Genomic DNA, 13228 nt, shown 5'->3' on the forward strand with positions numbered 1-13228 from the left:
GGTCCGGCTCAGTTCGCGGCGGTGACGTGGGGCAGGTTGGCGCGGATGATCCGCTCGGCTTCCGCGTCGGCCTTGCTGGCCATCTGGTCGTAGACGTCGGTCTGCGCCACCGGCTGCGGCGTCGACGTGTCGGGCAGCACGCTGCCCTGGTCATGGCGGATGTCGACGGTGACGTCGGTGGACAGGCCGATGCGCAGCGGGTGCTTGTCCAGTTCCCTGTTGTCCAGCGCGATGCGCACGGGCACGCGCTGCACCACCTTGATCCAGTTGCCAGTGGCGTTCTGCGCCGGCAGCAGCGAGAACACGCTGCCGGTGCCGGCGCCCAGGCCGATCACCTTGCCGTGGTACTCCACGTCGCCGCCGTACAGGTCGGACACCACGCTTGCCGGCTGGCCGATGCGGATGTGGCGCAGCTGGCTTTCCTTGAAATTCGCGTCGATCCACAGGTCGTGCAGCGGCACCACGGTCATCAGCCGCTGGCCCGGCTGCACGCTGTTGCCCAGTTGCACGCTGCGCTCGGCCACGTAGCCGGATACCGGCGCGTAGATCGCGTTGCGCTGGGCGGCGACCCAGGCGGCGCGAAAATTCGCGCGGGCCTGCATCACCACCGGGTTCTGCGCCACGTCGGTGCCTTCGATCGCGGCGTGCGCGGCGGCGGCCTGCGCCTCGGCGGCGTTCACCGCAGCGCGCGCCTGCTCCACGCCGTCGCGCAGATGCTGCACGATCTCCGGCGATTCGGCCTGGGCGGCGATTAGCGGCAGGCGGCGCTGCAGGTCGGCCTCGGCTTTTTTCAGGTCGAGCCGGGCCGCGACGACCTGGGCGTCGGCGCTGGTCGCCGAGCTGGTCTGCTGGCGCACGCCGCGCACGGCCTGGGCCAGCGCGCTGCGCGCCTGTGCCAGGCGCGTGTCGGCGTCGGTGCTGTCCAGTTTCACCAGCACCTGGCCGGCTTCGACGTGCTGCGTGTCGTCGGCGAGGATCGCCACCACGGTGCCCGGCACCTGCGCCGAGATCGCCACCTGGTTGCCGCCGACGTAAGCGTTGTCGGTCTTCACGCGGGTCGACAGCACGAAGAACCACAGCAGGAACCACAACAATCCGGCCAGGACGAAGATGCCGGCCACGATCAGCAGCGCACGCCGACGCTTGGCCGGGTTCTTCGCGGCCAGGCCGCTGTCGTTGCTGTCGACGGAGGACTTGGCGGATTCAGTGGCGCTCATGGTCGGCGGCTCCGGCGGTAACAGAAGAGGAAGATGAAGTGGTGGCTTCGTCGGCGGCGCGGTAGCCGCCGCCGAGCGCCTTGATCAGGGTCAGGTCGGTACTCAGGGCCTGTGCCTGCAGCTGGGTCGCGGCGTCGCGCTGCTGCAGCAAGGCGGCTTGCGCGGCCAGGCTTTCGCGCAGATCGCGCACGCCTTGGCGGGCCCGCGCCTGCGCATTCGCCAGCAGCCGCTGGTCGGCGTCGAGCTGGGCCTGCTGCTCGCGCTGGCGGGCGGCGACCTGCTCGGCACTCAAGGCTTGCGTCGCCACTTCGCGCGCCGCGGTCAGCACGGTACTGTTGTACTGCGCCACGGCCGCGTCGAGCTGGGCCTTGCTCACGCCGTAGTTCGCCTCGAGCGCGCCGCCGTTGAAGATCGGCAGGTGCAGCGCCGGGGTCAGCGCGAACGTGCGGCTGCCGGCGGTGAGCAGCTTGCCCATGTCGATGCTGGACAGGCCGGCGAGGGCGGTGAGGCTGATGTCGGGGAAGAACTCGGCGCGTGCGGCGTCGGTCTGCTTCAGCGCCGCCTCGACCTGCCAGCGGCTGGCGGCGATGTCGGGGCGGCGCGCGATCAGGTCCAGCCCGCCGTTCGCCGGTACGCCGCGCTCGATCGCCGGCAGCGGCCGCACCTGAAGCTCGGGCAGCTCGGCCGGCGCGACGCCGAGCAGCGAGGCCAGCGCGGCGCGGCGGATCTTCGCCGAGCCGTCGAGCGCCACGTGCATCTCGCGCACCGCGGCGAGCTGGGCCTGGGCTTTCTGCGCCTCGTCGGGCAGGTCCACACCTTGCCGCACGCGCAGCTCGGCGATATGGGTGAACTGCTGTTGCGTGGCCAGCAACTGGTCGGCCAGCTGCAACCGCGCTTGGTCGGCCTGCCAGCCGAAGTAGGTGTCGGCGACGGCGTACTGGATCGCCAGCGCGGCGGCGCTGCGCTGTGCCTCGGCGGCGCGGGCCTGGTCCAGCGCGGCTTCCATCGTCGCGCGCTTCTTGCCCCACCAGTCGAAGTCGTACTGCAGCTGCACGCCAAGGTCGGCCTGGTTGTACCAGCTGAAGCCGAGGAACTGGCTGGGGATGAGTCCATGGTCGCTCATCCGCTGGCGCGACACTTGCGCGCTGCCATTGACCGACAGCCCGAGTTGCGCGGCGGCCAGCTTCGCCGACTGTTCGGCGTTCTGCACGCGGCTTTGCGCCAGCGCCAGGTCCGGCGACTGCTGCATGGCGCGATCCATCAGCCCATCCAGTTGCGGGTCGTCGTACTGGCGCCACCACTGGGCGGCCGGCCAGCCGGCGCGGACGGGTGCCTGCAGGCCGGCCAGCGGCACGTCGTCGCGCAGCGCGGGGGCGCCGAGTCGGGCCGGTGCGGCGGCGCAGCCGGCCAGCGTCAGCAGGATCGCGGCGGCCAGCGCCGTGCGACCGCGGAGCGGGGCATGCTTCATCGGGAGTTCCTTCATGAGCGGCGGTTTTCGCCCAGCTGATCGAGGTTGCCGGCCAGCTTGCGCAGCAGGCGGTCGAGATGGCGTTTGTCGGTGTCGCTGAAGCCGGCGAACATGGTGGCGACGCGGGGAAACATCGGCGGCAGCATCTTCTGCACGAAGCGCCGCCCGGCCGGGGTGATGCGGATCAGCACGCGGCGGCGATCCTCCTCGCTGGCGCCGCGGGTGATCAGCCCACGCTTGACCAGCGCATTGGCGATGCGCGTCATGTTGGTGGCGCCCTGGGTGGCGTACTCGCACAGCTCGCCCGGCGTGGAGCTGCCGTCCGGACGGCTGTACAGGATCATCAGGGTCAGGAATTCGCTGTGGTTGAGCTTGTGCGGCTTCAGCTTGAACTCGAGCTCTTCCTCGATGTCGTCGCCCAGCATCAGCATCAGCCGGCACAGCCGTGCTTCCAGCGCGGGCATTTGCGGGATGATCTGGCTGACCCGGCCGACACCCTCGTCCATCATCGTGATGCAGTTTGTCAGGCGTGCCATTTCACTGGTTCATATTTCACTGGTGAATTAAAAAATAGCAAACCTGGATCGTCAGGTGCAAGTGACGGATGGCATGGTCAGTCGAGCCGGAACAGGCGGCGGGCGTTGGCGCTGGTGGCGGCGGCCAGGTCGGCCTCTGACTCGTCGCGCAGTGCCGCGATACAGCGCAGCACTTCGGCGACATGGGCCGGCTCGTTGCGTTCGCCGCGGTGGGCGGCGCCGGGCTGGTCCGGGGCGTCGCTTTCCAGCAGCAGAAACTCGATCGGCATGTGCGCCACGATCCGGCGCAGGCGCTGTGCGCGCTCGTAGGTCACCGGGCCGCCGATGCCCAGATGAAAACCCAGATCCCACAGTTGCTGCGCCTGCTGCTCGCTGCCGGAAAAGCTGTGCACCACGCCGCGTGGATTGCCGCTGCGGCGCAGGGTCAGCGTGACTTCCTCCAGCGCGCCGCGGGCATGCACGATCACCGGCAGGTCGTGCTCACGCGCCAGTTGCAGCTGGCGCAGGAAATAGTGCCGTTGCAGTTCACGATCGAGGCCGTCCACGTGGAAGTCCAGGCCGATCTCGCCGACCGCCACCGGAGGGTTTTCGTTCAGCCAGAAAGACAGCGCGTCGACATGTTCCGGCGCATGGTGAGGCAGGAACATCGGGTGCAAGCCGTAGGCGGGATGCAGGCCGGCATGACGGGCGCAGAGGTCGCGAATTTTCGGCCAACTTCCGGCATCGACGGCAGGAACGACCATCGTGCCGACTCCAGCCTGACGGGCGCGCTCGATGACCGCATCGCGATCGTCGGCGAAGGCGTCGTCATCGAGATGGACGTGGCTGTCGACGAGCTGAGGCATGATTCGTTTTTCGTGCACTGGCAGAGAGTTCCGCGACTTCTACGTGAAGATAATGTAACGAGCGTGAGCTAGCTGCGATTCAGTTGGACAACGGTTCAATGGCTACGCAGGTTATTGCGCAGGCGCATCGGGCGCCCGGCAACGCCGCCAAACCAAACAGAGGAGAGGGTTGTGATGAACAGGTTGACAGTCAATGTACTCAATATCGCGATCGCGGCGGCACTCGCGACCGGCCTCTCGGCCTGCAACCGCAATGCGGACGCGGGTATTTCCAGCGCTTCCGCCGATGCGGGCGCCAGCGCGAGTGCGGACGCCGGAGTCAAGTACGCCAAGGTGGTCAGCGTCGACCCGGTGCGCTCGACGGTGAACAACCCGAAGCAGGTCTGCCACGACGAGACGGTCACGCAGACCGCGCCGCCCAAGGACGAGCACCGCATCGCCGGTACCGCGATCGGTGCGGTGGTCGGTGGCCTCGTCGGCAACCAGGTCGGTGGCGGCAAGGGCAAGACGCTGGCCACGGTGGCCGGTGCGGTCGGCGGTGGTTATGCCGGCAACCGCATCCAGGCCAGCCGCCAGCATGCCCAGGTGACCTCGTCGGTGGAGCGCAAGTGCGAAACCGTCAACAACACCAGCACCAAGATCGTCGGCTACGACGTGCGCTATGAATACAACGGCGTCACCCGCACGGTGCGCATGGACCACGATCCGGGCGACCGGGTACAGGTACAGGAAGGCGTGACGGCGGTGTCCGACGCTCACTGAAACGACCCCCGAAAAAGGAAGTGACCTCATGAATGCACTGACCAGCAAGTTCGCCCTGGCCGCCGCGATGACTGCCGGCTTGGCTCTCGCCGGCTGCGCCACCGCACCGTACGGCAACAACGGCAATTACAACCGCGGCTACCAGGGACAGCAGAACAGTGGCTACGGGTACGGCGACCGCAACGTGCGTTGCCAGGCCTGCGGCGTGGTGCAGGAGGTGCAGCAGGTCTACACCGACGGCGGCGGCAATGGCGGCACGCTGGGTGCGATCATCGGCGCGGTGGCCGGCGGCGTGCTCGGCAACCAGGTCGGCAAGGGTGATGGCCGCAAGGCTGCCACCGTGGCCGGTGCGGTGGCCGGCGGCGTCGTCGGCAACCAGGTCGGCAAGCGCAACAGCGGCAGCGAAGCTGCATGGCGCGTCGTGGTGCGGCTGGACAATGGCCAGTACGCCACGGTGACCCAACGCGAGAACCCCGGCGTGCGCAACGGCGACTACGTCGAAGTGCGTGGCGACCATGTCTACGCGCGCTGATTAAAGACGTCTGGACGTCCAGAAAGGAAAGGCCCTCGAAAGAGGGCCTTTTTTGTTTCATCGTTGATGCGTGGATCAGTTCACCGCGTAGAACGCATGTTCGCCGATCGTCACGCTGGGGCGGTTGCGCGACCATGCCGGCGAGATCGCGGTCGTGGCGAAATGGTCGGCGCGCGGCACCAGCATGCGGCGCTGCGCCACCGGCAGTTGCCAGTTCTGGATCGACATGCCGGCCACCTGCCACGCCTTGTTGAAGGCTTCCAGGTTGGTGATCTCGAACGAGCCGGACGTGGTCGTCGTGGCGAACTGGTGAGGCGAGGTCACCACCTTGCACACGGTGTCGCCCCAGCGCCCGCGGTCGCGGCGGCGCAACGCCACCTCCGCCACGGCAAGCTGGCCATTGGTCGATTCGCTGCGCGCCTCGAGGTAGACGGTAGTGGCCAGGCAGGCCTGGTCGGCAACGGGCTGGGGCATCAGTGTCGTCAGCCACAACAGCATGGAAAGTTTCATGGTTCTGCCTCCAACGTGCTGTACGCGCAAAGCGGTATTGCAGCTTCGTGCGCCGTTGCGGTGGACGGGCGGGCAGGCCGTTCCACCTGGATCAATCGCCGTGGCCGAAACTTGTGGCCAAGACGCTTTGCCACGGGATTGTGGCGAGTCGAACGGCGGTTCAGGCCGATCGGGGGATTGGGTTGTTGTCGGGCGTTGTGCGGCCGCGTCGGCCGTGTTGCCTTCGACTACTGCGCACTCGTTGGCTGCGAGGCGGTGTTCCATCCGGCGTTGTTGCCGCCGGGTCGCGCCGATTCGGATTCATCCGGTTCGTCGCGTACATCGGCACCCCGTGTTTCGGATGCCGCGATATTCGATCGGCGGAGCCTAGTGGCGGAATCTGCCGCTGGCAAGTGCCGAGGTGCCGAAGTTTAACTGACGCTCACGATTCGTTGACAAATACCATCACGAAATATTTTCACTGCAACAAGCACCACTCATGCCGGCCATGACGCGATGAGTTTCATCACGCGGTTGTCATCGAGTGGATGCGCAGGTGCGGCGCCGTCTTGCGTCGCAACGTCGTCGTTCAACACGACGAGTGCCTCGATGCCGTCGTGCGTGGCGATGACATCGAGTACGCAACCGACGTCGCGGCCATCGCGGCGTAACGTGTCGCCGGCACTTGCTGCTTGCGACAAAGTGACGCGATGCAGATGCCGCTTGTGCCCACCGCGAAAATGCAGTCGCGCGACGATTTCCTGGCCGGGGTAGCAGCCCTTGTCGATGGCGGCCGCGTGCAGGCGTTGCAGCGACAGTGCCGGTGGCAACAGTTCATTCAGCAGTTGCGTCGGCAGCCACGGCCAGCCCGCACGCAGCTGCGGCAAACGCCATGCGTCGTCGCCCGTGCCGGAGGCGATGATGCGAAGACTGTGCGTGTCGCAGCCGAGCGATACGCTTTCGCCATCGTCGGCGACCGTGTGCAGCGGCAGTGCCGGGCCGGTCGCGAGAATGCGCGGCGGCAGTGTCGTCACGCTGACTTTCGAGCGGAACACGAAACGCCGCAGCGCATCGGCCATCGCGGCGGCGACGCCACCGCGCAGCAGCAGCAGGTAGCGATCGTCGGCGAGTCGGGCCAGCTGGAACAATGCGCGCACGCGCCCTTGCGGATCGAGCCAGGCACTGAATTGCCACTGGCCGGTGGCGAGCGAGGTGACTGCGCTGCTGAACTGCGCATGCGCGAAAGTCGTCGCGTCGGGGCCTTCGATCAACAGGGTTTCGGCAGGATGGTATGTCGGCATGAGTCAGCCAGAGTTGGGGGCAGGGGGCGTCGGGCACAAGTGCGATGCGGCAGTCGCGGCTTCGCTGGAGCATGGCGTATGGTTGTACTGCACTGCCGCAAGTATTAACCTTTGTCGGCTTACAAAAACCATGTCCGATACCTTATCTCCCGCCGAGTCCACACCTGCTTCCGTTTCGACGGGAACAACCGCCGTGCCTGTCGGCCCGGCGGCGGACAAGGAGCCAGGGGAGCGGCCGGCCCCCGATCCCACGCGTTATGGTGATTGGGAAAAGAACGGGCGCTGTATCGACTTCTGAACGACCGTAACGGCGCTTGCCGCCGTTTCGTATCAGGGCAGGGGAAGGTGCGGCATGGACATCAGCGATTCCACACAGGATAGCCGCCATGGCAGATACGCAACGACCGCTCTCCCCGCATCTGCAGATCTACAAGAAGCAGGTGCAGATGATGACCTCCATCACGCACCGTGCCACCGGCATCGCGCTGGCTGTCGGCACCTTGCTGGTGGTCTGCGGCCTGCTGCATCTGGCGGCCGGTGAGGAGAGCTTCAATCACTTCAAGGGCGTCATCGGCAGTCCGGTCGGGCTGATCCTGCTGCTCGGCTGGAGCTGGTCGCTGTTCTATCACCTGTGCAACGGCATCCGGCACCTGGTGCAGGATGCCGGCCTCGGTTACGAAATTCCCCAGTTCATCCGTTCCAGCTGGCTGTCGGTCGCCGGCAGCATCGTGCTTACGGTGCTGGTGTGGGCTTATGTATGGATGGCCGGAGGTGCGGCATGAGCGCCAAGGATGCTGTCGTGAAAGACCGCCGCAACCCGCTGAAGATCGCCCGCGGCCTGGGCTCGTCGCAGTCCGGCGTGGGTCACTGGTGGACCCAGCGGGTGACCGCGGCGGCACTGGTGCTGCTGGGCGTCTGGTTCGTGGTCACCGTGCTGTGCCTGCTGCACGCCGACTACGCCACCGCGCGCGCCGCCGTGGCGAAGCCGTGGAACGCGCTGCTGCTGATCGTGTTCGTGCTCACCATGTTCTGGCATGCCGTGCTTGGCCTGCAGGTGGTGATCGAGGACTACGTGCATACCCGCTGGAAGGAAGTCGCGCTGATGGTGGCGATCAAGTTCCTCGCGGTGCTGGGCGCGCTGGCTGGCGTGCTTGCCGTGCTGCGCATTGCGCTGACCCCATAAGACAAGACGCGAGGCCGGGATTTCATGGAAAGCTACAAGGTTCAGCAACATCTGTATGACGTGATCGTGGTGGGCGCCGGCGGCGCCGGCCTGCGTGCCACGTTCGGCCTGGCCGAGAAGGGCCTCAAGGCCGCGTGCATCACCAAGGTCTTTCCCACTCGCTCGCATACGGTGGCGGCGCAGGGCGGCATTTCCGCCGCGCTCGGCAACATGGGCGAAGACGACTGGCGCTTCCACTTCTACGACACCGTCAAGGGCGGCGACTGGCTCGGCGACCAGGACGCGATCGAGTACATGTGCAAGCACGCGCCGGAAGCGGTGATCGAGCTGGAACACTACGGCGTGCCGTTCTCGCGCACCGACGAGGGCAAGATCTACCAGCGTCCGTTCGGCGGCATGACCACGCATTACGGCAAGGGCACCGCGCAGCGCACTTGCGCCGCGGCCGACCGCACCGGCCACGCGATTTTGCACACGCTGTACCAGCAGGCGCTGGCGCATGACGCCACGTTCTTCATCGAATACTTCGCGATCGACCTGATCTTCGACGAAGCCGGCGTTTGCCGCGGCGTGCTGGCGCTGGACATGAACGAGGGTACGTTGCACTTCTTCCGCGGCCAGGCCGTGGTACTGGCGACCGGCGGTTACGGCCGCGCCTACTTCAGCGCCACCTCGGCGCACACCTGTACCGGCGACGGCGGCGGCATGGTGCTGCGCGCAGGCCTGGCGCTGCAGGACATGGAGTTCGTGCAGTTCCATCCCACCGGCATCTACGGCGCCGGCTGCCTGATCACCGAAGGGGTGCGCGGCGAAGGCGGCTACCTCACCAACTCCGCCGGCGAGCGCTTCATGGAGCGCTACGCGCCCAGCGCGAAAGACCTGGCTTCGCGCGACGTGGTCAGCCGCGCGATGACGATCGAGATCCGCGAAGGCCGCGGCGTCGGCGAGCACAAGGACCACATCTATCTCAACCTGATGCACCTCGGCCCCGAGGTCATCCACGAGCGGCTGCCGGGCATCGCCGAGTCGGCGCGCATCTTCGCCGGCGTCGACGTGACCAAGGAGCCGATCCCGGTCATTCCCACCGTGCACTACAACATGGGCGGCATCCCGACCAACTATCACGGCGAAGTGGTGCAGAAGCGCGGCGACGACGTCGACGCGCTCGTGCCGGGCCTGTTCGCGATCGGCGAAGCGGCCTGCGTGTCGGTGCACGGCGGCAACCGTTTGGGCTCGAACTCGCTGCTCGACCTGGTGGTGTTTGGCCGTGCCGTGGCGCATCGCTGCGCCGAGCTGATCGAACCGGGCGCGGCGCACAAGGATCTGCCGACGAACGTGCTGGACAAGTCGCTGGCGCGTTTCGACGCGCTGCGCAACGCCAACGGCAGCACGCCGACGGCGAAGATCCGTGCCGAGATGCAGCGCACGATGCAGAAGGACGCGGCGGTGTTCCGCACCGGCGAGACGCTGGCCGAAGGCCGGCAGAAGATTTCCGAAGTGTTTGACATGTTCAAGGACGTCAAGGTCAGCGACCGCTCGCTGGTGTGGAACTCCGACCTGGTCGAAACGCTGGAGCTGTCCAATCTGCTGGCGCAGGCGGTGGCCACCATGCATGCGGCCGAGCAGCGCCCGGAGAGCCGCGGTGCGCATGCGCGCGAGGACTTCCCCGAGCGCGATGACGCGAACTGGATGAAGCACACCTTGGTGTGGATCGACGCGGCAGGCAAGTCGCGCTTCGATTTCCGCCCGGTGCACATGAATCCGATGACCGATGAGGTCAAAGCCGTGCCGCCGGCGAAGCGCGTCTACTGACCCACGGCTGCGGCGGTGGCCGCAGCGTGGCAGGAACATCATTGGTTGTACGGTCGGGGCGCAAGCCCTCCTGCAGAAAGTCGAAGGGTTCAGCACATGGCAGAGTTTTCGCTACCGAAGAATTCAAAGATCCAGCCGGGCAAGCACTATCCGGCCAAGGATGCGAAGAAGCCGCGCACCTTCCGCATCTATCGTTGGTCGCCGGATGACGGACAGAACCCGCGCATCGACACCTACGAGGTCGACCTGGCCGCGTGCGGTCCGATGGTTCTGGACGCGCTGCTGAAGATCAAGAACGAGATCGATCCCACGCTGACCCTGCGCCGTTCCTGCCGCGAAGGCATCTGCGGCTCGTGCGCGATGAACATCGACGGCACCAACACGCTGGCCTGCATCTGCGCGATCGACAGCGTCGCCAGCGGCGACGTGAAGATCTACCCGCTGCCGCACATGCCGGTGGTGAAGGACCTGATTCCCGACCTGACCCACTTCTACGCGCAGTTCGCCTCGATCAAGCCGTGGATCCGCACCGAGAGCGCGGCGCCGGATCGAGAACGCCTGCAGTCGCCGGAGGAACGCAAGAAGCTCGACGGCCTGTACGAGTGCATCCTGTGCGCGTGTTGCTCGACCAGCTGTCCCAGCTACTGGTGGAACGGCGACAAGTACCTCGGCCCGGCGATCCTGCTGCAGGCCTACCGCTGGATCGTGGACAGCCGCGACGAAGCCACCGGCGAGCGTCTGGACGACCTGGAAGATCCGTTCAAGCTGTACCGCTGCCACACCATCATGAACTGCACGCGCACCTGCCCGAAGGGTCTCAATCCGGCCAAGGCGATTGCCGAGATCAAGAAGCTGATGGTGGAGCGGCGTTCGGCATAAAGGCAGCTGTCGCCGCGCGGCGGCGACACAGTATCCCCTCTCCCCATCGGGGAGAGGGCAGGGTGAGGGGCCGGTGCTCGCGCGGAAGTTGATCGAAGAGGTTTTTTTGATGATGGCCTTGCGCAAGAGTGTCCCCTCACCTCAATCCTCTCCCCGGCGGGGAGAGGAGGCCATGGAGGCGCTTCGCGCGATTTGATCTATGGATGAAGCCCGCATCAAGCGCCTGCGCTGGCGCACTCGCCGCGGCACCCGCGAACTGGACGCCTTGTTCGGCGGCTGGCTGGACGAGCGCTTTGCCGACGCGGACGAAGCGCAGCAACAGGCGTTCGACGAACTGCTCGACGTGCAGGACCCGGACCTGTGGGACTGGGTGATGGGCCACGCGCGCCCGGAGCGAACGGACTGGCAGGCGATCATCGATGACATCCGCGCCCGCCATCGGCTTTGAGTACCGGCCGTCGCGGTTGTTGCGGCGAACATTGATCGTGGTCGCCGCCCTGGCGGTGCTTGCCGTGATGCTGAGTGCGCTGGCTGCGTGGCTGAAGCTGCTGCTCGTGATAACCGTGTCGCTGGCGACCTGGCATGCGCTTCGCCGCGTGGCCACAAACCCGATCGCGGCGGCCGGCTGGAGTGCCGACGATGCCTGGACGTTGCGCCTGGCCGACCACGAGGACGTGCCGGCCACGCTGGCCTCGTTCCGGGTGCTTGGCGCGTTCGTGCTGCTGCGTCTGCGGACGGCGGAGCGTGGCGTGCAGATGCTGCTGCTGGCGCCGGACAACAGCGATGCGGACATCCGCCGACGCCTGCGCATGCGCCTGGCCACGATCCAGCCGGGCGAAGCCGTGCCGCGCCTGTGATCGGCCGGCAACTTCGCCAACGCAGCGCGGTCTGACCGAATACCTGATAATGGACGACCGGGCGGCCTGCCCTGCGACTCTCGACAAGCGACCCGCCCATGTTTCGACCGCTCGAACTCTTTATCGGCCTGCGCTACACCCGCGCCAAGCGACGCAACCAGTTCATCTCGTTCATCTCCACCGTGTCGATCGTGTGCATCGCGATCAGCGTGGTCGCGCTGATCACGGTGATGTCGGTGATGAACGGCTTCGACTACCAGATGCGTTCGCGCATCCTCGGCGCGATTTCGCACGCCACCGTGTCCGGCATCGGCGAGAGCGTGCAGGACTGGCCGCGTGCATTGCAGATCGCCGAGGCCAACCCGCACGTGCTGGGCGCCGCGCCGTACGTGGAGAGCGAGGCGATGCTGCTGGCGCGGCGCTCCAGCGGCGCGCTGGTGCGCGGCGTCGAGCCGACGCAGGAACCGAAGGTCGTCGACATCGACAAGCACATGCTCGAGGGCAAGCTCAGCGAACTGACCCCGGGCAGCTGGAACATCGTGCTGGGCCGCGAGCTGGCGATGACGCTCGGCGTCACGGTCGGCGACCGGGTCACCATGGCAGTGCAGCAGCTGCGCGCGTCGCCGATGGGCAGCGTGCCGCGGATGCGCAGCTTCCACGTGGTGGGCACGTTCGAGCTGGGCATGGAGCAGTTCGACTCCGGCCTGGCCCTGGTCAACATGAGCGACGCCGAGAAACTCAACGACTTGAGCGGCCCCACCGGCATCCGCCTGCGCCTGGACGACCTGTTCAACGCGCGCCCGGTCGCCACCGAACTGGCCGATCAGCTCGGCCAGGTCTACCGGGTGCAGACCTGGATGGACACCAACGCGAACCTGTTCGCCGCGCTGTCGATGGAGAAGATGGTGATGTTCATCATCCTGTCGCTGATCATCCTGGTGGCGGTGATCAACCTGATCTCGATGCTGATGATGCTGGTCACCGACAAGCAGGCCGACATCGCGATCCTGCGCACGCTCGGCGCCACGCCGCGCAGCATCATGGGCATGTTCATGGTGCAGGGCGTGCTGGTGGGTTTCGTGGGGATCGGGTTCGGCGTGGGCTTCGGCTCGCTGCTGTCGTGGAAGCTGCCAGGCATCATCAAGTGGATCGAGCACACCTTCCACGTCACCTTCCTGTCGCCGGACGTCTACTACATCAGCGAGGTGCCGAGCCGACTGGACTGGCACGACGTGGGCTGGACCGCGCTGCTGACCTTCGCGTTCTCGCTGCTGGCCACCCTCTACCCCGCGTGGCGCGCTTCGCGCACGCAGCCGGCGCAGGCGCTGCGCTATGAATAAGGCCGTC

At 66.6% G+C, this 13228-nt stretch carries 16 protein-coding genes; 10 read left to right on the forward strand and 6 right to left on the reverse strand.

Features of this window, described 5'->3' with window-relative positions:
• Positions 1-8 precede the first annotated feature (8 nt).
• From ASG75_RS01930 to ASG75_RS01945, 4 genes are all read right to left on the reverse strand, one after another.
• Positions 9-1217 carry an efflux RND transporter periplasmic adaptor subunit gene (locus ASG75_RS01930; RefSeq protein ID WP_056385208.1) on the reverse strand — a complete coding sequence of 403 codons (1209 nt, stop codon included), beginning with the start codon at positions 1215-1217 and terminating at the stop codon, positions 9-11.
• The gene (locus tag ASG75_RS01935; RefSeq protein ID WP_056386944.1) at positions 1204-2685 is read right to left on the reverse strand and encodes an efflux transporter outer membrane subunit; all 1482 of its coding nucleotides are present in this window, start codon (positions 2683-2685) and stop codon (positions 1204-1206) included. Before ASG75_RS01935 ends, ASG75_RS01930 begins: the two co-directional genes overlap by 14 nt.
• 11 nt (positions 2686-2696) lie before the next feature.
• Positions 2697-3221, reverse strand: a complete 525-nt coding sequence (locus tag ASG75_RS01940; protein ID WP_056385210.1) for a MarR family transcriptional regulator — start codon at positions 3219-3221, stop codon at positions 2697-2699.
• 77 nt (positions 3222-3298) lie between these two features.
• Positions 3299-4066, reverse strand: coding sequence for a TatD family hydrolase (locus tag ASG75_RS01945; RefSeq protein WP_056386946.1), 768 nt, complete (start codon positions 4064-4066; stop codon positions 3299-3301).
• Positions 4067-4240: 174 nt separating this feature from the next.
• On the opposite strand from ASG75_RS01945, the gene ASG75_RS01950 reads away from it, so the two are divergent.
• Together ASG75_RS01950 and ASG75_RS01955 are read left to right on the forward strand one after the other, a co-directional pair.
• Positions 4241-4828 carry a glycine zipper 2TM domain-containing protein gene (locus tag ASG75_RS01950; RefSeq protein ID WP_056385212.1) on the forward strand — a complete coding sequence of 196 codons (588 nt, stop codon included), beginning with the start codon at positions 4241-4243 and terminating at the stop codon, positions 4826-4828.
• A gap of 28 nt (positions 4829-4856) precedes the next feature.
• Complete coding sequence (locus ASG75_RS01955; protein WP_056385213.1) at positions 4857-5360, forward strand: glycine zipper 2TM domain-containing protein; 504 nt, start codon at positions 4857-4859, stop codon at positions 5358-5360.
• Between the two features lie 75 nt (positions 5361-5435).
• Here ASG75_RS01955 and ASG75_RS01960 read toward each other — a convergent pair whose 3' ends face one another.
• Both ASG75_RS01960 and ASG75_RS01965 read right to left on the reverse strand, forming a co-directional pair.
• Positions 5436-5870 carry a cell wall hydrolase gene (locus ASG75_RS01960; RefSeq protein ID WP_056385216.1) on the reverse strand — a complete coding sequence of 145 codons (435 nt, stop codon included), beginning with the start codon at positions 5868-5870 and terminating at the stop codon, positions 5436-5438.
• A 476-nt stretch (positions 5871-6346) separates the two neighbouring features.
• Positions 6347-7150: a folate-binding protein YgfZ gene (locus ASG75_RS01965; protein ID WP_056385218.1), complete on the reverse strand. Its 804-nt coding sequence runs from the start codon at positions 7148-7150 to the stop codon at positions 6347-6349.
• Between the two features lie 130 nt (positions 7151-7280).
• Here ASG75_RS01965 and ASG75_RS15840 point away from each other — a divergent pair, with 130 nt between their 5' ends.
• The 8 genes from ASG75_RS15840 to ASG75_RS02000 all read left to right on the forward strand — a co-directional run bounded on the left by ASG75_RS15840 (position 7281) and on the right by ASG75_RS02000 (position 13221).
• Positions 7281-7448, forward strand: a complete 168-nt coding sequence (locus ASG75_RS15840; protein WP_082547511.1) for a DUF1674 domain-containing protein — start codon at positions 7281-7283, stop codon at positions 7446-7448.
• Between the two features lie 88 nt (positions 7449-7536).
• A complete protein-coding gene (sdhC, locus tag ASG75_RS01970; protein WP_056385220.1) occupies positions 7537-7932 on the forward strand; it encodes a succinate dehydrogenase, cytochrome b556 subunit in 396 nt (131 codons plus the stop codon).
• Positions 7929-8333, forward strand: coding sequence for a succinate dehydrogenase, hydrophobic membrane anchor protein (sdhD, locus tag ASG75_RS01975; protein WP_056385222.1), 405 nt, complete (start codon positions 7929-7931; stop codon positions 8331-8333). Before sdhC ends, sdhD begins: the two co-directional genes overlap by 4 nt.
• Before the next feature lie 24 nt (positions 8334-8357).
• A complete protein-coding gene (gene sdhA, locus ASG75_RS01980) occupies positions 8358-10145 on the forward strand; it encodes a succinate dehydrogenase flavoprotein subunit (RefSeq protein ID WP_056385224.1) in 1788 nt (595 codons plus the stop codon).
• Positions 10146-10241: 96 nt separating this feature from the next.
• Complete coding sequence (locus ASG75_RS01985) at positions 10242-11024, forward strand: succinate dehydrogenase iron-sulfur subunit (RefSeq protein ID WP_056385226.1); 783 nt, start codon at positions 10242-10244, stop codon at positions 11022-11024.
• A gap of 199 nt (positions 11025-11223) precedes the next feature.
• The gene (locus ASG75_RS01990; RefSeq protein ID WP_056385228.1) at positions 11224-11472 is read left to right on the forward strand and encodes a succinate dehydrogenase assembly factor 2; all 249 of its coding nucleotides are present in this window, start codon (positions 11224-11226) and stop codon (positions 11470-11472) included.
• A complete protein-coding gene (locus ASG75_RS01995) occupies positions 11444-11881 on the forward strand; it encodes a protein YgfX (RefSeq protein WP_056385230.1) in 438 nt (145 codons plus the stop codon). Before ASG75_RS01990 ends, ASG75_RS01995 begins: the two co-directional genes overlap by 29 nt.
• Positions 11882-11979: 98 nt before the next feature.
• Entirely contained in the window at positions 11980-13221 is a 1242-nt protein-coding gene (locus tag ASG75_RS02000) for a lipoprotein-releasing ABC transporter permease subunit (RefSeq protein WP_056385232.1), read from the forward strand.
• Positions 13222-13228 lie beyond the last annotated feature (7 nt).

The organism is Rhodanobacter sp. Soil772, from assembly GCF_001428385.1.
Taxonomy (GTDB): Bacteria; Pseudomonadota; Gammaproteobacteria; order Xanthomonadales; family Rhodanobacteraceae; genus Rhodanobacter.